The sequence below is a fragment of the Kitasatospora sp. NPDC023385 genome (assembly GCF_055664045.1).
Genome location: NZ_JBVOOL010000001.1, coordinates 525,713 through 545,297, shown reverse-complemented (window position 1 = coordinate 545,297; position 19,585 = coordinate 525,713). Strand labels below are relative to the sequence as shown.

At 76.3% G+C, this 19,585-nt stretch carries 15 protein-coding genes and 1 pseudogene; 1 reads left to right on the top strand and 15 read right to left on the bottom strand.

What is annotated here, in order from left to right; all coding sequences use genetic code 11:
- Nucleotides 1-75: 75 nt before the first annotated feature.
- Both AC0B61_RS02395 and AC0B61_RS02390 read right to left on the bottom strand, forming a co-directional pair.
- Nucleotides 76-789, bottom strand: coding sequence for a D-glycero-alpha-D-manno-heptose-1,7-bisphosphate 7-phosphatase (locus AC0B61_RS02395; RefSeq protein WP_471738713.1), 714 nt, complete (start codon nt 787-789; stop codon nt 76-78).
- Nucleotides 790-914: 125 nt separating this feature from the next.
- Nucleotides 915-2,180 (bottom strand): MFS transporter, encoded by a 1,266-nt coding sequence (locus tag AC0B61_RS02390; protein WP_471738842.1) that lies wholly within the window; start codon nt 2,178-2,180, stop codon nt 915-917.
- A gap of 833 nt (nt 2,181-3,013) precedes the next feature.
- On the opposite strand from AC0B61_RS02390, the gene AC0B61_RS02385 reads away from it, so the two are divergent.
- Nucleotides 3,014-3,553, top strand: coding sequence for a hypothetical protein (locus tag AC0B61_RS02385; RefSeq protein WP_471738712.1), 540 nt, complete (start codon nt 3,014-3,016; stop codon nt 3,551-3,553).
- Nucleotides 3,554-3,645: 92 nt separating this feature from the next.
- Here AC0B61_RS02385 and AC0B61_RS02380 read toward each other — a convergent pair whose 3' ends face one another.
- The 13 genes and pseudogenes from AC0B61_RS02380 to AC0B61_RS02320 all read right to left on the bottom strand — a co-directional run bounded on the left by AC0B61_RS02380 (nt 3,646) and on the right by AC0B61_RS02320 (nt 19,163).
- Complete coding sequence (locus tag AC0B61_RS02380) at nt 3,646-4,560, bottom strand: glycosyltransferase family 2 protein (RefSeq protein WP_471738711.1); 915 nt, start codon at nt 4,558-4,560, stop codon at nt 3,646-3,648.
- Nucleotides 4,557-5,459, bottom strand: a complete 903-nt coding sequence (locus AC0B61_RS02375) for a glycosyltransferase family 2 protein (protein WP_471738710.1) — start codon at nt 5,457-5,459, stop codon at nt 4,557-4,559. Before AC0B61_RS02375 ends, AC0B61_RS02380 begins: the two co-directional genes overlap by 4 nt.
- Nucleotides 5,438-6,505 (bottom strand): glycosyltransferase family 9 protein, encoded by a 1,068-nt coding sequence (locus AC0B61_RS02370; RefSeq protein WP_471738709.1) that lies wholly within the window; start codon nt 6,503-6,505, stop codon nt 5,438-5,440. Before AC0B61_RS02370 ends, AC0B61_RS02375 begins: the two co-directional genes overlap by 22 nt.
- A complete protein-coding gene (rfaE2, locus tag AC0B61_RS02365; protein WP_471738708.1) occupies nt 6,502-7,926 on the bottom strand; it encodes a D-glycero-beta-D-manno-heptose 1-phosphate adenylyltransferase in 1,425 nt (474 codons plus the stop codon). The genes AC0B61_RS02370 and rfaE2 overlap by 4 nt, the downstream gene beginning before the upstream one ends.
- The gene (locus AC0B61_RS02360) at nt 7,923-8,624 is read right to left on the bottom strand and encodes a D-sedoheptulose-7-phosphate isomerase (RefSeq protein ID WP_471738707.1); all 702 of its coding nucleotides are present in this window, start codon (nt 8,622-8,624) and stop codon (nt 7,923-7,925) included. Before AC0B61_RS02360 ends, rfaE2 begins: the two co-directional genes overlap by 4 nt.
- The gene (locus AC0B61_RS02355; RefSeq protein WP_471738706.1) at nt 8,624-9,886 is read right to left on the bottom strand and encodes a glycosyltransferase; all 1,263 of its coding nucleotides are present in this window, start codon (nt 9,884-9,886) and stop codon (nt 8,624-8,626) included. The genes AC0B61_RS02360 and AC0B61_RS02355 overlap by 1 nt, the downstream gene beginning before the upstream one ends.
- Nucleotides 9,883-10,845 carry a glycosyltransferase gene (locus AC0B61_RS02350; protein WP_471738705.1) on the bottom strand — a complete coding sequence of 321 codons (963 nt, stop codon included), beginning with the start codon at nt 10,843-10,845 and terminating at the stop codon, nt 9,883-9,885. Before AC0B61_RS02350 ends, AC0B61_RS02355 begins: the two co-directional genes overlap by 4 nt.
- 194 nt (nt 10,846-11,039) lie before the next feature.
- A pseudogene (locus tag AC0B61_RS02345) lies at nt 11,040-12,035 on the bottom strand (glycosyltransferase family 9 protein); the annotation flags it as partial.
- Nucleotides 12,032-13,150, bottom strand: a complete 1,119-nt coding sequence (locus AC0B61_RS02340; protein ID WP_471738704.1) for a glycosyltransferase family 2 protein — start codon at nt 13,148-13,150, stop codon at nt 12,032-12,034. The gene AC0B61_RS02340 and the pseudogene AC0B61_RS02345, both read right to left, overlap by 4 nt.
- Nucleotides 13,147-14,817, bottom strand: coding sequence for a carbamoyltransferase family protein (locus AC0B61_RS02335; RefSeq protein ID WP_471738703.1), 1,671 nt, complete (start codon nt 14,815-14,817; stop codon nt 13,147-13,149). Before AC0B61_RS02335 ends, AC0B61_RS02340 begins: the two co-directional genes overlap by 4 nt.
- An 85-nt stretch (nt 14,818-14,902) precedes the next feature.
- A complete protein-coding gene (locus tag AC0B61_RS02330; protein ID WP_471738702.1) occupies nt 14,903-15,862 on the bottom strand; it encodes a UDP-glucuronic acid decarboxylase family protein in 960 nt (319 codons plus the stop codon).
- Nucleotides 15,863-16,402: 540 nt separating this feature from the next.
- Nucleotides 16,403-17,272, bottom strand: coding sequence for a hypothetical protein (locus AC0B61_RS02325; RefSeq protein WP_471738701.1), 870 nt, complete (start codon nt 17,270-17,272; stop codon nt 16,403-16,405).
- Nucleotides 17,273-17,597: 325 nt separating this feature from the next.
- Nucleotides 17,598-19,163, bottom strand: coding sequence for an alpha-L-arabinofuranosidase B (locus AC0B61_RS02320; protein WP_471738700.1), 1,566 nt, complete (start codon nt 19,161-19,163; stop codon nt 17,598-17,600).
- Between the last annotated feature and the right edge of the window lie 422 nt (nt 19,164-19,585).

Genomic DNA, 19,585 nt, shown 5'->3' with positions numbered 1-19,585 from the left:
GAACCTGGCGCCGCGAGACGGCCCTGCTGCCCTACGCCTCGACCGCTCGACAGGAGCGGTGGACCACCGGCGTCCTCAAGGCGGGCCCCCGACGGGCGGTCCGAGCAGGAGCCGCACCGCGCCGAGGAGGTCGGCCGCCTGCTCGCGGGCGGCGGCGACCTCCTCGGCGCGGGTGACCGGGGTCGGGACGAGCACGGCGCGGGCTCCGGCGGCCCGGGCGGCCTCCACGTCGGAGCCGATGTCCCCGACCACGGCGGCCCGGGACGCCGGGACGCCGAGCGCCTCGCAGGCCGCGACCACCAGCCCCGGGGCGGGCTTGCGGCAGCCGCAACCGTCCTGCGGCCCGTGCGGACAGACCGCCCAGACGTCGAACGGCCCCAGCAACTCCTCCACCCGGGCCCGCACGGCGTCGTGGCGGGCCCGGTCGAGCAGGCCGCGGGCGACACCGGACTGGTTGCTGACCACCCCGACCGCCACGCCGTTCGCCCGCAGCAGCTCCAGCGCGGCCCGCGCGGTGCGAACGGGCCGGACCAGGGCCGGATCGCCGTTGTACGGCACGTCCTCGACCAGCGTCCCGTCCCGGTCGAAGAGCACCGCGGCGGGCGTCCTCGACGGAAGCGGGGGGCGGCGGTGCGCGCCCGGGGCGACGTACAGCCAGAGCCCGGACGGCGGGGTGGCGAGGAGCGTCGCGTCGGACGCCCCACTCGGCCCGGTCGCCGGACCGGTCGCGGGAACTGAGGACGTAATGACGGGCGCCCTGCGGCGCTCGGCGCCGCGGCCAGAGCTCATGGCGTGTCCATCCTCCCGGGTGTGGCAGCACGAACAGCATCGGCGACCGCTCCGAAGGCCGCGACCGCAGTCGGCGGGTTTCCGCCACTCGGGTGACCCCGCCCTGAGCGGCCGGCCCTTCGGCCTCAGGCCGCGATGGCGACCGACTCGGGCTTCGGGCCCACCGGAGCCGCCGCGGTGACCGGAGTGGCCGGCGTGACCGGTGTGGCCGACGCGGCCGGTGTGCCCGCCGACCGGCGCCGGACCGAGGCGGCCGCACCGCTGACCGTCCCGCCGACCAACAGGCCCCCGGTCACCAGCGCGCCCCGGGCGCCCAGCAGTTGGATCGAGGCGCCCAGCAGCGGCGGCCCCGCCAGACCCCAGACGGTACTGACGCTGCGCCACGCCCCCAGCACCCGCCCGCGCAGGTGGGCCGGCGGGTCGGTCTGCAGGATGGTGGTGGTGGCGGTGTCACTCAGGGATTCCAGCACGGCCATCGGGATCACCAGGAGGGCCAGGAACAGCAGGGTCGGCGACAGCCCCGCCACCGCCTGGAGGGCGCCGCCGGCGGCGGTCAGCCCGGCCACCAGGCCCACCGAGGGGTTGCGCAGCCGGCCGGCGAGGACGGCCCCCGCCGTACCGCCGACCGCCAGGACGGTGGCGATGAGCCCGTACTCCCTGGCTCCGCCGTGCAGACCGCCGCTGACCAGGGCGGCCAGGGTGAGCCCGTAGTTGCGGCCCAGGACGGACCCGAGCCCGGTCAGGCAGGCCAGCGCGACCAGCTGTCGCCGGCTGCGGAAGAAGGCGAGGCCGTCCCGGACGCTCTGCCGGGCCGGCGGCGCGGCCTCGGTTACCGGGGCCACGCCCGGGGCGGGCCGCAGGAACGGGATGACCAGTGCCACCAGCAGGAAGGAGACGCCGTTGGCCAGGTAGGCGCTCGCCATCCCGAACAGTCCCACGGCGACCCCGGCCAGCGCGGTGCCCGCCAGCCGGCCGACGCTGTGGACGACCGAGCCGACCGAGATCGCCGACGGCACGTCCTCCGACGGCACCAGATCGTTGCCCAGCAGGGCGCAGGCCGGGCCCTCGACGGTGGCGATCAGACCGGTGACCACGGCGAGGCCCATCAGGACGGGCACGCTGAGCGAGTCCAGCGCGACCAGCGCCGCCGTGGTGAAGGCGATCACGCCCAGGGCTCCCTGGCTGACGGCAGCCGTGAGCTTGCGGGGCCAGCGGTCGACCGCCGCGCCGCCGACCATGCCGAGGAGCAGGCCGGGTGCCACCTGCAGGGAGAGGGACAGGCCGGTGACGGTGGCCGAGCCGGTCAGCTGGAGGATCAGGAGGTTCTGCACGGTCAGCTGCATCCAGGCGCCGGCGTTCGACACCAGGTTCGCCAGCGACCACCACCGCATGCTGCGGTGGCGCAGCGAGCGCCACGGCGCGCGCGAGCCCGACCGGTCCCGCTCGGGGCCGGCCGGTGCGGGGGCTCGTCGCCCTCCGTCGGGTCGGGAAGGACTGGTAGGGCCGCTCCGCTGGAAGGGCAGGAGGGCACGCCGGGCGGTCGGCACCGTCTTGGCGGTGGGCAGCACGTCTCACACCTGGATCGGGTCGGGAAAAGGGGGGAGGGTTCGATCCGGGCGGACGATGTGCCGTGGGGGACCGGGAAGCTCGCCGCCGGACAGCGCCGGGGCAGCGCCGTCCATCCTCATCGACCGTCGCCCGATCGCAAACGGTCAGCCATGTCACATCCCGGCCGGCACGCCGCGGAACCCTCGGTGACCTGGCACTTTCCGGCCTCGTGGCGTCCCTCACACCGAGCCGGCGGCCCCGCCCGACGCCCGGCAGCGGGGTGCCGTGGGCACCGATCGTGACGGTTCGTCCCGCACCGAGACCGGCGGAAACCCCGCCGGCCGCCCGCCGCCGGGCGTACTCCGAACGGTGGGGCCACACTGATCGGGGAAGGAAGCGCACCCGCCAGGTCGCGGCGGACCGCACCGGCGTCCGAAGACGTCCGTCCGCTCGCGACGGTGACGCCGGGGCCACCGCACGGCGGCCCGTGGCGCAGATCCGGGACTCGAAGGGCTTCCAGCGCGGACGTCGCACCCCTCCGGGGGCCTCCGACCGCGCTGCGCCCGGGAAAGGACGGCTGCCGATGGAAGGGACTGTGCGGACCCACCGGCCCCCGCAACGGCTTCGGGGCACGCCGGAACCGGCGAGGGCACTCGAGGGAGTGCGGGGAGCCGTCGTGCTCGCCGCCCCGCTGCGCGACGCCGTCGTCGGATTCGGCGGCTGCATGTCGATGCTGGCCTCCTCCCGGGCGCGGCTGCGGATCGTCGTGACCGGCGGTGCGCTGGTGCCCGGCACGGCCTCGCCCGACGCCCCGCTGACCTGGCTCGCCTGGCTGGGCGCCCTGCGGGCGGAGGTCGTCCGGCTCGACGGATCGCGGCCCGAGGAAGTCATGCGCCGGCTCCCGTCCCTCGTCCGGGGGTTCGACCTGTGTGCCGCTCCCTGGTGCGGAGACCGGGGGAGCGACCCGGGGGCCGCGCGGTGGGCCGCGCTGCTGGCGTGCTCGCTGCGGCTCCGCCCGCCGCTGGTCGAGTACTGGGTGCCTGGCCACCGCTGCGCGCCGGCGGCCTGCGACGAGCCCTGGCAGCGCGCCGCGCGGGTCGCGCTGCCGCCCGGAGCCGCGTCCTCGAAGCGACGGGCGCTGGACGCCGACCGCGCCCCGGTGCCGGCAGCGCCGCCGGAGCAGTGCCTCGGGGCCCGCGAGATCCTCTTCCTCTGATTCCTCTGATTCTGATGCCGTGACCCGTCGGCTCCGGAACCTCGTGACGTCCGTCGCGCCCGGCTTGGCCGGGCGGCCGTCGCGGCCTCCGCTCAGCCGACGTAGCGGCGGGCGGTCGAGGCCCGCTGGGGCCGTTCCAGCAGGCGCAGCCCGTACTCGACGCGGCTCGGCAGCCTCCGCCGCTCCCGCAGGACCCAGGGCAGGCCGGCGGCGGCCTCGGCGAAGGCCCGCACGGAGACGGCGTCCCGCGGGACGGTGCGGGCCAGGTGCGCGGTGCGGCGCAGGACGGTGGCGGGCGGGCGGCGGAGCCAGGTCGTCCACAGGGTGTTCCGGATCCCGTGGCGGCGCCTGAGCGTCGGATCGCGCAGGGGCGACGGCCGGTGGTGGACGGTGAGGTGGGGGCCGTAGACGAGCCACCAGCCGGCCGAGGCGAGGTCGTGGGCGAGCAGTTCCTCCTCGCCGCCCAGCCAGAGCCGGGGGGAGAAGCCGCCGGCCGCCCGGAAGGCGGACAGCCGGACGACGGTGGCACCGGCGAGGAAGGAGCCGAGGGCGGGGCCGGGCAGGCCGGCCGGGGCCGGCAGGGGGGAGTCGCGCAGCTCGGCCACGATCGGGTCCTCCGTGGGCGGTCGGCCGGGCTCGGCCGGATCGTCGACGAGGATCCGGGCGGTGACGGTGGCCACGTCCGGGTGGGCGTCCAGCAGATCGGCGGCGGCGCGCAGCGAGCCGGGCTCCCACCAGGTGTCGTCGTCGCTGAACGCCAGGTAGCGGCAGTCGAATTCGCGCGCGGCGAGGTTGCGGCCGCAGGCGCCGAGGTTGCGGCCCGGGGTGAGCAGGCGGACCTCGGGGTGGTGGTGGCGGACGGCGTCGGCGGTGCGGTCGGCGGAGGCGTTGTCGACGACCACGACGGGCGGTTTCTCGGGCAGGCGGGCGAGCCGGTCGAGGGTGTGCAGGAGTTCGTCGCGGCGGTTGTGGGTGATCACGGCGACGCCGGTTCGCGGGTCGGTCACATCGGCTCCTGGGCGGGTGGCGCGGCCCGTTCGAGGCGGGCCACGGATTCCTCGACCGCCGCAGGCAGCGGCCGGCGCTCGGCGAGGGCGGCGGGCAGCCGGGGGAGTGCGGCGGCGAGCGCGCGGGCGGCCTGCGGATCCCGGGTCGCGTCGCGGACGAGGTCGGTGAGCTGCCGGGCGACGCGGGGCCAGGGCCGGCGCAGCCAGCAGGTCAGCAGTTCGTTGCGGCGCATCCGGACGACCCGGCCGGGCCGGGGGCCGGGGTCCGGGTGGTGGTGGGCGACGACGCCCGGGCAGTGGGTGACGCCCCAGCCCGCGGCGGCCAGGTCGAGCGCCAGCAGGGTCTCCTCCCCGCCGAACTGGAGTACCGGGTGGAAGCCCCCCACCTGGAGGAACGCCGTGCGGCGGACGACGCTGGCGCAGGCGAGGAAGCCGAGCACGGACGGCCCGGGCAGGTCGGGGGCCGTGCCGAGCGGGGAGGCGGCGAGGAAGTGGTCGAGGGGGTCGGGCCGGCTGTCGGGCCCGACCCGGGTGGTGGCGGAGATCAGCCCCAGCCGGGGGTGCCGGTCGAAGAGGTCGGCGGCCAGGGAGAGGGCGCCGGGCTGCCACCAGGAGTCGTCGTCGCTGAAGGCCACGTAGGGGGTGCCGAGTTGTTCGACGCCCAGGTTCCTCGCCACGGCGCCCCGATTGCGGCGCAGTTCGCGCACCAGCACGGCGGGGTGGTGCTGGCGGACGGCGGCCGGTGTGCCGTCCTCGGAGGCGTTGTCCACGACGAGCACCGGCGGCGTCTCGGGCAGTTTCTGGAGCTGGTCGAGGGTGTGCAGCAGGCGTTGCCGGCGGTTGCGGGTGATGATCACGACGCCGACCCGGGGGCCGGCTAGCGGGGGAGGGTGGCGCATGGGTCGCCGTCACCTCCCGGCCGGCCGTGTGCGGGACCGACGGTATGGCCGGCGCTGCCTGTCCCGCCGGGGCGGAGCAGGGCGTCCAGCTCGAAGAGCACGTCGTCGGGGCCGATCCGCAGCAGCCGGGGGTCGGGGGACGCGCCGTGGGCGTCGCCGGGCCGGAGGCCGTCGGTGGCGTCCGGGCGCCAGAGGACCCGGTGCCGGGCGCACGCCGGAGGGCCCCAGAGCTCGGGCGAGACGGGGCCGAAGAGGGTGACGGAGGGCGTGCCGAAGGCGGTGGCCAGGTGGGCCGGGCCGGTGTCCCCGGCGACCACGGCGGCGGCGTGCGCGACGAGGGCGGCGAGGCGGTCGAACGGCACGTCCGAGGTGCCGCCGACCACCGCCGCCGGAGGCAGGCCGGCCATCGCGGCCACCTCGCGGGCGAGCCCGCCTTCCCCCGCGCCGGCGGTGACGACCACCGGTCGCCCGCAGCGGCGCAGTTCGCGCGCCACCGCCGCGAAGCGCGCGGCCGGCCAGCGGCGCGCCGGCGCGTCGGCGCCGGGGTGCAGGACCACGGCCCCGGGGGCTTCCGAGGGCCCGGTCGGGTGGGGGATCCGCAGGTCGCCGGGGTCGGCGGGGATGCCGTGGCAGCGGAGCAGCCGGCACCAGCGGTCCCGTTCGTGCTCGTTCTCGCGCCAGGCGGCCCCGGCGGGGCGGTCGCCGGCCGGCGGGTCGAAGCCGATCAGGCGGGCCGGGCGCAGTGCCCGCAGGGGGCGGCGGCTGTCCTCGCCGTTGCCGTGCAGGTCGACGGCCAGGGCGGGCGGCGGGGCGTCCCAGGCGAGTCGGCGGGGCACCTCGCGGCCGGGGGCGGAGGTGGCCAGCAGCCGGTCCGCGCAGCCGGTGGCCGCCACCGCCGGGGCGAGCCGGGCGGGGGCGGCCAGGACCAGCTCGTGGCCGGGGTGGTGGCGGCGGAGGGCGCGCAGCGCCGGCACCCCGGTGAGCAGGTCGCCGAGGCCCAGGGCGCGCAGGACGAGGATCCGCGGTGGCTGGTCCGCCTGGCTCATGCGCTTTCCCGGGCGGGCTGCGCGGCAGCGGCGCGGTCGGCGAGGGCGGTGGTGGACCGGCCGCTCAGGTACGGCAGCACGAGCGCGTGGCCGCCCCACCCGGCGAGGACGTCGGCCTCCGGCAGGGAGTCGACGGTGTAGTCGCCGCCCTTCACCCAGACGTGCGGGCGCAGCGTCCGGAGGACGTCGTCGGGGGTGTCCTCGTCGAAGACGGCGACGGCGTCGACGCAGCCGAGGCCCGCGAGCACCCTGGCCCGGTCGCCGACGGGGTTGAGCGGCCGGGTCGGGCCCTTCAGCCGTCGGACGGAGGCGTCGGAGTTGAGGCAGACGATGAGGCAGTCCCCCAGGCGGGCCGCCGACTCCAGCAGGCCGACGTGGCCGGCGTGCAGCAGGTCGAAGCAGCCGCCGGTGGCGACCACGGTGCCGCCGCGGGCGCGGACGGCCGCCGCCAGGGCCGCGGGGTCCGCGGGCCGGCCGTCGTGGGGGTGGCCCGCCGGCTGGCCGTCGTGGGGGTGGCCCGCGGCAGGCGGGAGCGCGGTCGCGCCGGCGCCGCCCCGGGCGACGAACTCGGTCGCGGCGACCACCCCGCTGTGGACCGCCTCCTCGACGATCGCGCCCCGCGCCAGGGCCGCGGTCGCGAAGGCGGCGAAGCAGTCGCCGGCGCCGCACGGATCCCCGTCCGCCGCGTAGGGCGCGGGAAGCAGGATCGGGCTGTCGGTCCCGCGGCTGAGCAGGGCGCCCCGCGGGCCCAGGGTGACGGCCACCGCCGCGGCCCGCCAGTGCCGGGCGAGGAGGGCGGCGTGCCGGGTGTGGTCGGCGAGCCGGTGCCCGTCGGCCCGGCCCGGGTCGAGCGGGGCCGCCATCGACCGGGCCTCGGCGGCGTTGGGCGTGACCAGCCGCGCACCGAGGACGGGGGTGCTGCCGCGCGGGTGGGGATCCCAGACCAGGGGGCGCCGGCGGGCGGCCGCGGCCAGCAGCGGCCCGAGCGCTCCGGCCACGCCCCTGCCGTAGTCCGCCACCAGGACCGCGCCGGCCGAGTCGAGCAGCCGCCGGGCGTCGTCGCCCGGCGGGCCGGGGCTGCCGCCGCCCCGGTCGATCCGCAGGAGGGGCCTGCCGTCCACCCGGATCCGGGTCTTGACGGGGATGTCGCCCTCCAGCGGGATCTCGGCGAGCCGGACCCGCCCGGCGAGCCGGTGCCGTAGCGCCACCGAGGCCTCTCCCCGTCCCAGCGCGGTGAGCAGGACCACCTCCTGTCCGGTGCGGGCCGCCAGCACGGCGGCGAGGGCGGCGCCGCCGGGCCGGCTGTGCTCCGTGTCGGCGTCGACCACCGGGACGGGCGCGTCGGGGGCCAGCCGGGTGGCCGTGCCGTCGATGTCGACGTCGAGCAGGCTGTCGCCCACCACGACGATGGGCCCGCTCATGCGACCTCCCCGGCCGGCCGGACGCGCGCAGCGCTGTCGGCGGCGCTGTCGGCGGCGCCGCGGTGCTCGCTTCGGTGATCGCCGCGGTGCTCGCCGTCGCGGCGGGCCAGTGCCGCGTCGAAGGCCTCGCACAGCAGGTGCAGCGCCGTCAGGTGCACCTCCTGGACGGTGGCGGCCGTCTCGCCGGCCACCGCGAGGGTCTCGTCCGCCCGCCCGGCCAGCGGGTTGGGCGCCGGGCCGGTCATCGCCCAGACCCCGAGCCCGCCGGCCCGGGCGACGTCGGCGGCCCTGAGCAGGTTGGGGCTGCGGCCGGAGGTCGACATCAGGACCAGGACGTCACCGGGCCTGCCGTGCGCGGACACCTGCCGGGCGTACACCTCCTGGAAGCCGTAGTCGTTGCCGATCGCGGTCAGCGAGGACGTCTCGGCATGGAGCGAGATCGCCGAGAAGGCGGGGCGTTCGCCGCGGTAGCGCCCGACCAGTTCGGCGGTCAGGTGCTGGGCCTGGGCGGCGCTGCCGCCGTTGCCCGCGGCCAGCAGCCGCCCCCCGGCCGACAGCAGGCCGGCCAGGGCCTGGCCCCACCCGGTGAGCAGCGGCAGCTGGTCGCCGCGCAGCGTCCGTACCGCGCGCTCCAGTGCCGCGCAGTGCCGCGCCGCCTGTTCGAGGTCGTGCGCCGAGTCGTGGGAGTGCGCGCTCATCACAGTCCTCCTGACGGTGTGCGGACGGGTGCCCCGGTGCGGACCCGCAGCGGCAGGGCCGGGCCGGTCGGTCGCACCATCTCCTGATAGACCTTCTCGGTGCCCGCGGCGACGCGGTCCCAGCCGTAGAAGGCGAGGACGCGCCGCCGTCCGGCGGCGCCGTAGGTGCGCCGGAGCAGGGGGTCGCGGAGCAGTTCGGTGGCGGCGGCGGCGAGCGCCGCACCGGATCCGGCGGGCACGAGCAGACCCGTCCGGCCGTCGGCCACCGTGTCGAGGTGCCCGCCGACCGCCGTGGCGACCACCGGCACCCCGCAGGCCATCGCCTCCAACGGGACGATGCCGAACGGCTCGTACCAGGCCGGGCAGACCACCAGGTCCGCGCTGCGCAGCAGGGCCGGCATCCGGGTGCTGGGCACACCGCCCAGCAGCACCAGGCGGTCCGTCAGGCCCAGGTCGGCGGCCAGTGACCGCAGGCGCCGGCCCTCCGGGTCGGTGCCGAGCCGGTCGGCCGGCGGGCCCCCGGCGATCACGAGTTCGGTGCGGGGCAGGTGGGCGAGCGCCTCCAGGGCGGTCGCGCCGCCCTTGCGCGGCACGAGCCGCCCCACGGCGAGCAGCCGGTGCGGAGCGGTCCGCGGCGCCGTCTCCCCCTGCGGACTGAAACGCCGGTGGTCGACGCCGCACGGCACGACCCTGATGCGGTCCGCGGGCACGTCCATGGCGAGGAGTTCGGTCACCTCGTCGCTGCAGGTGGCGATCACCCGCGCGGCCGTGCGGCCGAGGTGCGCCTCCAGGGCGATGCGCTGCGCGGGGCTGGTGTCCTCGGCGCCCTGGTGCCGGCGCTTGACCGTGCCCAGCGCGTGGTAGGTGTGGGCGACGGGTATCCCCAGGCGGCGCGCCCCGCGCAGGGCGGCCAGACCCGACATCCAGAAGTGCGAGTGCACGACGTCCGGTCTGCGGCGGGCCCAGTAGGCCGCCAGTACGTCGCCGAACTCCGCCATGTACGGCAGGAGTTGGTCCTTGGGGACGGGGCGGGGCGGGCCGGCGGCCACATGGTGGACGGTGACGCCCGGTCGCATCACGACCTCGTCGGCCAGGTCGGGGGAGTCGCGCCGGGTGTGCACGACGACCTGGTGGCCGAGGTCGGCGAGGGCGCCGGCGAGCGCGGCGACGTGGACGTTCTGGCCGCCCGCGTCCACGCCGCCGAGCACCGCCAGCGGACTGGCGTGTTCGGAGACCAGGGAGACCTTCAGCTGTCCGGTCACTGTGTCACCTCATCTATCAGACGCTCCCAGTCGCCCAGGAACCGCTTCAGCCCGTAGCGCCCGAGCGCGGCCTGGCGCGCCCGTCGGCCGTCGTCGGCGGCGGCGGCCGGGTCCGCGAGGTAGCGGCGGACGGCCCCGGCCAGGACGTCGGGGTCGGTGGAGACCACTCCCGAGCCGGGCGGTACGGCCTGGGTCACCTCGGTGGTGGCCAGGGCGACCACCGGCATGCCCAGGTGCATGGCCTCCAGCAGCGAGAGCCCGAGCGAGGTCCAGCGCACCGGGTGCAGGTAGAGCCGCCGGCGTGCCATCTCGGCGTGCAGCCGGGACTGCGGCAGTTCGGCCACCCGGCAGCGGTCCGTCGGCAGGCCGAGGTGGGCGGCGAGCCCGGCCGTGCCCATGCCGAACACGTCCAACGGGCCCTCCCGCGCGAAGCGGGGCAGCAGGTCCGTGCCGGTCGTGCGGCCGCGGCGGACGGGATCGTTCACCACCACGGCCGCACTCCCGACCACACCGGTGTACTGGTGGCCGGGGTCGACGATGCCGTGCTCGATCACTTCGGTGCGGGTGCGCCCGCAGTCCCAGAACAGCCGGTTGAAGTGGGTCACGTGGACGACGACCACGTCGTCCCGGTCCGCCATCGGGTGGCGGGTGTCGGGGACGGCGCCGTGCGGGCTGTTGTGCTCCAGGTAGACCGCCGGGACGTCCCGACCGGGCGTGCGGCCCAGCCAGCGGGCGGCGAGCGGCGCCTCGTGCGGGCGCTGGAGGACCACCAGGTCGACGTCGGTGGAGCGGAGCTCCTGCGGGGTCAGCTCGACCACGTTCGCGGGCCAGTCGAAGGTCCGGGCGCGGCCGAGGCCGTCCGGGCCCCGGTCGGGCAGGACCGGCACCAGGTAGGTGTGCGGACCCTGGACGAACGCGGTGGTCCAGGAGCCGTGCACGTGCCACAGCAGGATTCTCATGACGTCACCTTCCCGACCGACCCGATCTTCCCGACCGTCCCGATCTTCCCGACGTTCCCGATGTTCCCGGCCGTCCCGGTGTTCCCGGCCGTCCCGGTGTTCCCGACGTTCCCGGCCGACCCGGCCGCGGGCCGTGGCGGCACCGGCACGGGATCCGCGCACCGGCCCGCGACAGCGGCCGGAGCAGGGGCCGGAGCGGTCAACCGGGAGACCGCCTCGGCGATCTGCGAGCCGGTGAGCGTGTCCAGACAGGGGTGGCCCTCGACCGGACAGACCCGGGCGCGACTTCCGGCGCACGGCGCGTCCTGCCGTCCGAGGAGCAGGTGCGGCACGCCGAACGGCCGCCACCGGTCCGCCGGTACGACCGGCGCGAACAGGCTGACCACCGGGGTGCCGACGGCGGCGGCCAGGTGCGCGGGGCCGGTGTTGCCCACCACGACGGCGTCCGCCGCGGCCAGGACGCCGCCGAGGGCCTCCAGGTCGGTACGGCCGCCGAGATCCAGGGCGTGGTGCCCCGCGACCTCGGCGGTGAGCGCCTTCTCCGCCGGACCGCCGGTGACGACGACCCGGCGTCCCGCCGCGGCCAGCGCCCGTACGGCGGCGGCGGCCACCGCGGGCCCGGCGGCCCGGGCGGGCACCGCCGCGCCGGGGTGGACGACGACGTACGGCCCCGGGCCGGTGAGCCCGCGGGCGTCGGGCGGGGGCAGGACGCGCAGCCGGCCGTCGTCGTGCGGGGCGAGCGCGAACCCCGCGGCCACGGCCAGGTCGAGACCGGCCTCCGCCTCGTGGCGCCCGGGGGCGAGGCGGTGGCGCAGATCGAGCAGGGCACCCGGGTAGTCCTCGCTGGCGGCGGCGATCCGGCCGATACCGGCGAGCCGCAGCAGCAGGGCCGTGGGCAGCGGGCTCTGGTGGAAGGAGGTGAGGACGAGCGCCTGGTCGAAACGCTGTTCGGCGAGCAGTCGCACGAGCCCGTGGACGTCCTCGGGGACGACGGGAGGCGGATCGAAGCCCACCCACGGGGCCTCCCAGACGATGGTCCGGTCGACGCCGGGCAGCAGCCGGGCCGCCGGGGCGCCCTCGGGCCCGCACAGCACGGCGACGTGCCGGGAGCCTTCCGCGACGGCCCGCACGGCCGGGCCGGCCAGCAGGACGTCACCGGCACTGTCCAGGCGTACGACGAGGACCCTCATCGGTCGGCCCGCCCGTCGGCAGCCTGCGCCTCGGCAGCCCGCGCGTGGGTCGGTTCTTCGGCGTGAGTCGGTTCTTCGGTGTGGGTGGGGGGCGGCTCGCCGGCACCGGGCGCCGGGGCGGGCGGCCACGGCGCGACCCGCCGGTGGCGCAGTCGGCCCCGGGCCCAGTGGTAGCTGGCGGCGGGCGGGATGAGCGCGCTGGTCAGCAGCATCGTCCTGACCTCATCGGCGAGGCGCGGCCCGGGGGCGATCCTGGCCAGGGCGAACTCCCCGGTCCCGGCCAGCCAGAGCCCCGCCAGCGCCGCGGCCGTCCGAGGGCGCCGGGCCAGCCCCGCGGCGGCCGCGCCGACGAGGCAGGCGGTGATCGCCAGGTGTCGCGGCAGCCGGCCGCGGGGGGCCTCGGCCCGGCCCCACCAGCTCCGGCCGTGCAGCCGGTTCATCAGGACGTCGTCCGCGTTGCCCGCCTGCTGGCGCACGGACACCCAGCGGTCCGCCGGCCGGACGGGGTGGCGGGTCGTACGGCCTCCGCGGGTGAGCTGCCAGCCCGCGTCGAGCACGCGCAGTGCCAGGTCCGCGTCCTCCCGGAAGGCCCGCCCGAAGCGCTCGTCGAAGCCGCCGACCTGCTCCAGGACGCAGCGGCGGTAGGCCATGTCCGCGGTGATCCACGACGAGTCGGCGAGACCGGCGGTGGACCGCTGCCAGTCGGTGGGCCGCGCACCGGGCTCCAGCGGCACCACGATCCGGCCCTGGCTGCCTCCGGTGCGGGGCCCGCACCCGGCGAGGTCCACGGCCAGGTCGGCCGCCCACGTCGGGCCGGGGACGGTGTCGTCGTCCAGGAAGGCGATCCACTCCTGCGGGACGCTCCGCCAACCGGCGTTGCGGGCCGCCGCCGGGCCGCGGCCGCAGGAAGCCACGACGCTGACCCGGTCGCGCAGCGACGGGGGGATCTCGACGTCGAGCGGCCCGCAGTCGCTCAGCGGCCGGTCGTCCGCCAGCACGATCCGCTCCGGCGCCGGACCCTGCGCCTCGGCGAGGGCGGCCAGCGTGACGGCGAGGCTCGGCCGGCCGAGGGTGGGGATGACCACGGCGTAGGAGGCACCGCGAGCGCCGTTCACGACCGCACCCCCGGCGAGGCGGAGCCGGCGAACATCGCGCCGCGCCGCACGACGAACGGGCCGAGCGCGAGCAGGTCGATCGGCGCGGAGCCGAAGCACTCCAGCGCGTCGCGGACGTCGTCGACCATCGGCCGGCCCGCCGTGTTGAGGCTGGTGTTGACGACCACCGGCAGGCCGGTCAGCAGCTCGAACCGCTCCAGCATCCGCGCCGTCAACGGGTCGGCCGCCGGGTCGACGCTCTGGATCCTGGCGGTGCCGTCCACGTGGACCACCGCCGGGATCCGCTCGCGCCACTCGGGAGCGACCTCGTGGACGAACAGCATGTACGGGCTCGGGTGCTGCCCGGTGAAGATCTTCGGGGCGCGGTCGGCGAGGACCATCGGCGCGACCGGGCGGAACTGCTCCCGGCCCTTGACGTCGTTCAGCCGCTCGAGGTTGGCCACCAGGCCCGGGTGGGCGAGCAGGGACCGGTGGCCGAGCGCCCGCGGACCGAACTCGGAACGGCCCTGGAACCACGCCACGATGCCGTCCGCGGCGAGCTCCTGCGCCACCTCCGCCGCGACGTCGTCGGGCCGCTCGTACGGGACGGCCGCCGAGCGCAGCCACGCCTCCAGCTCCCGATCGGACCAGCCCCGGCCCAGATCCGCGCCGGCCATGGGCTCCGTCTCCTCGCCCGCCGAGGCCGCCAGATGGAGCGCCGCGCCGAGTGCGGTACCCGCGTCCCCCGAGGCCGGCTGCACCCACACCCGGTCGAACGGGCCCTCGGCGGCGATGCGCGCGTTGGCGACGCAGTTCAGCGCCACTCCGCCCGCCAGCGTCAGCAGGCGGTCGTGGGTGCGCCCGTGCAGCCAGCGCACCAGGTCCAGCAGCACCTCTTCGAGCACCCGCTGCGCCGAACACGCGAGGTCGGCGTGGAGCGGTGTCCACTCCTGCCCGGGCCGCAGCGCGGGTGCGAACTCGCTCCAGGGCACCGCGACGGCGTGGAAGCCGCCGTCGCCCGTCGGGTAGACGTGCCGGCGCAGCGCCTCCGCCATGGACGGCGACCCGTAGGAGGCCATGGCCATCACCTTGTACTCGTCCGACGAGCGGAGGAACCCCAGGTGCTGGGTCAGCTCCTCGTACATCAGGCCGAGCGAGTGCGGCAGCGACTGGGCCGCCAGCCCTTCCAGCCCCCGGCCGACCCGCCGGGCGGCCAGATGGGACGTCGCCTCGCCCCGCCCGTCGAGCACCAGGACGGAGGAGGGGTCGGACCGGCCGTCGGCCGCGTAGGCGGCGGACGCGGCGTGCGCGACGTGGTGCGGCACGAACCGCACCTTGGCGGCGTCCAGCCCGGGCAGTGCCTCCGCGAGGAAGTTCGGGGCCTCACGGGCGTAGGTCAGCCGCAGGTGGTCCCAGGGGTCGTCCAGCCCCAGCTGGTCGGCCGGCCGGGCGAGCGCCGGATCGAAGGAGTACCCCACCAGGTCGAGCTGCTCGGGGCGGATGCCGGCGTGGTCGAGACACCAGCGAGCCGCCTGTTCGGGCAGCTCCCAGGCGGAGAACGGCAGAGGTCGTTTGCCGTGTTTGCGGCGGCTGAACCGCTCCTCCTCGGCTGCGGCGACGGTCCGGCCGTCGATCACGAGAGCTGCGGCCGGGTCGTGGAAGAGGGCGTTGATACCAAGGATGCGCATGGGAGTGTGATGGCCTTCCGGTTCGGCGACGGATCCCCGTGGCCGTGGGGGAGCGGCGGCGGGTCGGGCTCGGGAACGCGGGGTCTCACGCCCGGGGGTGCCCGCGGAACCAGTCGATGGTCTGGGCCAGGCCCTCCCGGGCCTGGACGGTCGGCTCCCAGCGGAGCTTCCCGCGGGCCAGGGTGATGTCCGGGCACCTGACGGCGGGGTCGTCGGTGGGGCGGGCGATGAACTCGATCGTCGACGACGAGCCGGTGAGTTCGATGACCAGCCGGGCCAGCTCCACCATGGTGAACTCGGTGTCGTTGCCGATGTTCACCGGCCCGGTGAGGTCGGAGTGGGCCATCGCCAGAATGCCCCGGACGGTGTCGGAGACGTAGGTGAGCGAACGCGTCTGGCTGCCGTCACCGGTGACCGTCAGCGGCTCACCCGCCAGGGCCTGGCGGATGAACGTCGGCACCGCCCGTCCGTCGTGCGAGCGCATCCGGGGCCCGTAGGTGTTGAACAGCCGCACGATCGCGGTGTCCACGCCGTCGGCGCTCGCCTCGGCGGTTGTCAAGGCCTCGGCGAACCGCTTCGCCTCGTCGTACACGCTCCTCGGGCCGACCGGGTTGACGTTTCCCCAGTAGCCCTCGCTCTGCGGGTGCTGCAGCGGATCGCCGTAGACCTCCGAGGTCGAGGTGAGCAGGAACCGCGCGCCGTTGCGCCTGGCCAGCGCCAGGGCGTTGCGGGTTCCCAGGCTCCCCGCCTCCAGGGTGTGGACCGGAAGCCGCAGGTAGTCGGCGGGCGAGGCGGGCGACGCGAGGTGGAAGACGAAGTCGACGGGCCGGTCGATGTCCAGGGCCTCGCCCACGTCCGACTCGCGGAGGTCGAAACCGGCCCGGCCCGTCAGGTGCTCGACGTTCGCCCGGGAACCGGTGCAGAAATCGTCCACGCACGTCACGTCGTAGCCGAGCCCCAGGAGCTCCGTACACAGGTGGGAGCCGACGAAGCCGGCTCCTCCGGTCACCACAGCATGTGTGCGGGGTGTTGACAGGCTTCCCATGGAGGGTCCTCTCGCTCGTCGGGCGCGGCATTCGCCGCGTCCTTCGCTCCGGTCCAGGTTCGGCGGGCGTTCACCGTCCCGCCACTCGGTCGGCCGTGCCCGGGGCCGCTTCGCCGCCGCCCCGCCGGGCGGCGGCACCGGCCCGGCCACCGCCGCCGGCGCGGGGGCGGCAGGGCGGCTGACCTGCCGCTGCGGACGGCGCGTGGGCCCGGGCGGCGCCCGGGGGCGGCGGGGGTGGTACGCCTGCTCCGTTCGAACGAACACGCGCATTGTCGTGGCCGTCGGGGCGTCCGTCGCGGCGGCTCGGGCCGGCGAACCGGGCCGGCGGCGGGGCCGGCGGCGGGCACCCGCAGGGGCGCGTGCAGCCGCTCGCGGAGCAGGCGGGGCGCCCCGGCGTGGGGGTCGGCATTTCGCGGGTGGACGGGCGCCCACGGGCCTGATCAGCGGGTCTGATCGGCGCGTCGGCTCGGCACGCGGCGGCACCCGGCGGCGAGGGAGCGGCTCGCCGGGGGCCGTGCCCCGGGGCCCGTGCTTCGGGTCTCAGAGCGGTGGTACGTCGCCCTCGGCGTCCTCACCACCCTCGGCGCCCTCGGGACCGTCCGGCGCCGCGTTCGCGGGGGTTTCCACCCCCGGTCGGTCGATGGCGTCCTCCCCGGCGCCCGGCTCCTGCCGTCCCGTGCCGGCCGGGTCCGTGGCCGGGTCCGTGTCCCAGCGGATGCGGACCGACTCCTCCTCGGCGGAGAGGCCGGCGGTGTCGCCCGTCGCCGACGCGCGAAGGTCGCTGTGCCGGTCGGTCGGGTCGAGCCGTCCGGCGGCCTCCTCGGCCGGACCGGAGACCACCGTCCGGGGGTCCGGCTCCGGCTCCTCCTGGGCGAGCCGGTCGTCCAGCGACTCGCCCTGGGCCTGCTCGGCGCCGGTCGTGCCGAAGGATTCGGCGGCCACCGGGGCGTCCCCCGGCACGCTCTGGACCTGCGGATCCTCGGACCACTCCTGGGCGGGCGAGCCGTCCTGGAGGTCGGGGATGCCCTCGTCCTCCGGCGAGGCTCCCGGGTCGTGGCTGCCGGGCTCGGGCTCCGACTGCTGCTCCAGCGGTTCGCCGGTGCCGGTGCCGGCGGTGCCGGCCGCGTCCCGGGGGAGGGCCGTACCGGTCGGCGGGTCGATCCCGGTCGGCGGCCGGCTGCTGCTGCGGGCCGTGTCCTCGCCGGGCTGGACGCCGGGGACCGGCCCTTCGGCTATTTCCGGCTGCTGTTCGGCGCTGCCCGCGACGTTCGGGGTGTCGCCCTTTCCGATGGGCGACGGTCGACGCTCAGGGCCTTCGGCGCCCTGCTCGTCTCGGGAGCCGGCCGTCTCGGCCGGTCCGATCGCGCCTCCCATGTCATGCAGCGGGCGTTCCCGCGACGGCTGGTCCATGGTCGACCTCCCTGGGGCCACGGAGCGGCCACGGTGACCGCCCGACGCCGCGTCTACCCGCTCGGCGCGGACCATACCGGGGCGCCGGCCGTCGACCTGCTGTCGACGACCACCGGTTGCTGCCACAGGGCGGCCCCGGCGGTCCCGGCGAGCCCGGCCGCGGCCTTGCGCAGGGTGGAACGCCCGGGCCGCTGCCCCCGGGCCCGGTGCCAGGGGCACGGGCGGGCGGGGCAGCGGCTGCGGGGCATTGCTGTCCTGGGCGTTTCGGTCTCGACCGGCCGACCGGCCGACCGGACCGTGGGGCGCGCGGTCGTGCCCCGGTGGATCAGCCCCAGGGCTGGACGACCAGCCAACTGGTGTCGTCGGCCCAACTGGTGGTGTTGTCCCAGCTGTTGGAGCCGCCGTTGCCGGCGATGTAGGCGGTGTAGGCGTAGTGGCGGAGGTACTTCGTGGGGTAGTTGGCCGACCGGAAGGAGTTCCCCTGCCCACTGTTGCCCGGGGTGGGGCAGAAGGTGGCGTCCTGCGCGAAGGTGCCGCCGCCGTTGTCGGCGTCCAGGTAGATCTCGAAGGCAGAGTGGCGCAGGAACTGGCCGGGTTTGTTCGCGGACTCGAACGTCAGGCAGCTGCTGTCGGCGAGGCCGGTGCGGACGATCCAGGTGGCGTCGGCCTTGTCCGTGGCCGAGCTGGAGGAGGTGACGGGGGAGATGACGGCCTTGGTGTCGGTGTCGTCGTGGCGGAGGTAGTCGGAGGTGCAGCAGGCGGTGGTGGCTTTCAGGGAGATCCGGGAGCCGGGTGTCAGGGAGCCGGTGCCGGTGGAGCCGCTGTTGTACCCGGCGGCGGTGATGTTGGCCTGGACGGCGCCCTCGGTGGCGTCGGAGGGGTAGCCCGAGGTCATGACGCCTTCGTAGAAGGTGCCGGCGCTGGCGTTGCTGTTGTCGCCGCCGATGCCGAGGATGATCGCGCCCTGCTTCTTCATCGGGTTGTAGCCGGGGGCGTTGGGTCGTACGCCGCTGTAGTAGGTGGACAGGCCACCCGACTGCGCGTCGCCGCCGCGGATGGCCCACTGGTTCGGGCCGCCCTTGAGCATGGCGGTCAGGAACCGGTTGTCGACGCTGGGGTCGCCCGCGTTGTAGCGCGGGTCGGCCCCGGAGAACAGGCCGTTCTCCAGGTCGGCCATCACCCAGGGGCCGTTGCCGCTGCCCCAGCCCCAGCCCTTGCTGTCGCCGAAGTACAGGGCCTCCATGGTGCCGTTGCCGTCGTCGTTGCCGCTCGTCTCGGCGTTGCCGTAGTCGAAGCAGCAGCCGCCGTTGAAGTGCGTCCCGTCGAAGATGGCGTACATGCCCTCGGGCTGGTCGCCGGTCGCGACGCCGTTGGTGTGGTTGTTCCGGTAGCCGGTGCCGGGGGCCACGTAGACGCCGTACGCCTTGTGGCCGGCGACCGTGACCGGCGCCTCGAAGGCGTTGGCCAGGTTGTCGCTCCCACCTGCGGCCGGCCCGGGCCAATGGCCCCCGAGCGCCTGGGTGAGGTGGTTGCCCTTGCCGGACTGGTCGTAGAGGGCGGTGATGACGCAGCCGGTGCCGGCGCAGAACGCGTCCTGCGCGGCGGCGTCGGCGTAGCCGCCGGTGCTCAGCACGCCGATGTCCTTGGTCGCGCCGTCCGATGTGCGCCGCAGCTGGTACAGCGGGCCGTGGTAGGAGCCGTACAGCGCCCGGGTGGTGCTGTGCGCGGCGACGCACGGGGTGCCGCCGGCGGCGTAGATGTCGCAGGGCCCCTGGGTGGCGGCCTGGGAGGGGGTGGCGGTGCCGGTGAGTACGCCGACGGCGAGCACAGCGGCCGTCCCCGCGGCCGCCAGCGCCCGCCGGGCACGGCGAAGCCACGATCGTGCGGTCATGGACGAACTCCTTTGGGAGGTGGGGGAATGAAGGTGTGAGGGGCGCGGACAATCTGTTTTGTTAGCGCTAACAATTTCGGCCGGGGAGCGGCGATGCACAGGTTCGGTGGAGGGGTGCCTGGGGCGCCGCGACGGCCATCACTGTGGCCACCCGTCGGGGAGTCCGTCAAGACGTCGCGCATCGAATCCTGCCGGTGTGCACATTTTTCGCACCTCGGACCGTACGGCGACTCCGTTGTCGTGCCGACGGGCCAGGCGGGTGCCGCCCGCCGGCGCCGGGGGCGGCCCGCACCGGACCCTGGACACGCCCGGCGCGCCGGGGCTATAAACGTCACACCCCTGTTAACGCCAGATGTCGTGATGACGGCGAACCCCCGCCCCAAGCCCGCGAGTTGCCCTGCCCCGGGAATTTTTGTTAGCGC

Coding starts and splice junctions, on each gene's coding strand:
- AC0B61_RS02325 (WP_471738701.1), bottom strand. CDS start 17,272: ATGGACCAGCCGTCGCGGGAACGCCCGCTGCATGACATGGGAGGCGCG.
- AC0B61_RS02375 (WP_471738710.1), bottom strand. CDS start 5,459: ATGCGCCACCCTCCCCCGCTAGCCGGCCCCCGGGTCGGCGTCGTGATC.
- AC0B61_RS02395 (WP_471738713.1), bottom strand. CDS start 789: ATGAGCTCTGGCCGCGGCGCCGAGCGCCGCAGGGCGCCCGTCATTACG.
- AC0B61_RS02330 (WP_471738702.1), bottom strand. CDS start 15,862: ATGGGAAGCCTGTCAACACCCCGCACACATGCTGTGGTGACCGGAGGA.
- AC0B61_RS02360 (WP_471738707.1), bottom strand. CDS start 8,624: ATGAGCGCGCACTCCCACGACTCGGCGCACGACCTCGAACAGGCGGCG.
- AC0B61_RS02320 (WP_471738700.1), bottom strand. CDS start 19,163: ATGACCGCACGATCGTGGCTTCGCCGTGCCCGGCGGGCGCTGGCGGCC.
- rfaE2 (WP_471738708.1), bottom strand. CDS start 7,926: ATGAGCGGGCCCATCGTCGTGGTGGGCGACAGCCTGCTCGACGTCGAC.
- AC0B61_RS02390 (WP_471738842.1), bottom strand. CDS start 2,180: ATGCGGTGGTGGTCGCTGGCGAACCTGGTGTCGAACGCCGGCGCCTGG.
- AC0B61_RS02335 (WP_471738703.1), bottom strand. CDS start 14,817: ATGCGCATCCTTGGTATCAACGCCCTCTTCCACGACCCGGCCGCAGCT.
- AC0B61_RS02370 (WP_471738709.1), bottom strand. CDS start 6,505: ATGAGCCAGGCGGACCAGCCACCGCGGATCCTCGTCCTGCGCGCCCTG.
- AC0B61_RS02350 (WP_471738705.1), bottom strand. CDS start 10,845: ATGAGAATCCTGCTGTGGCACGTGCACGGCTCCTGGACCACCGCGTTC.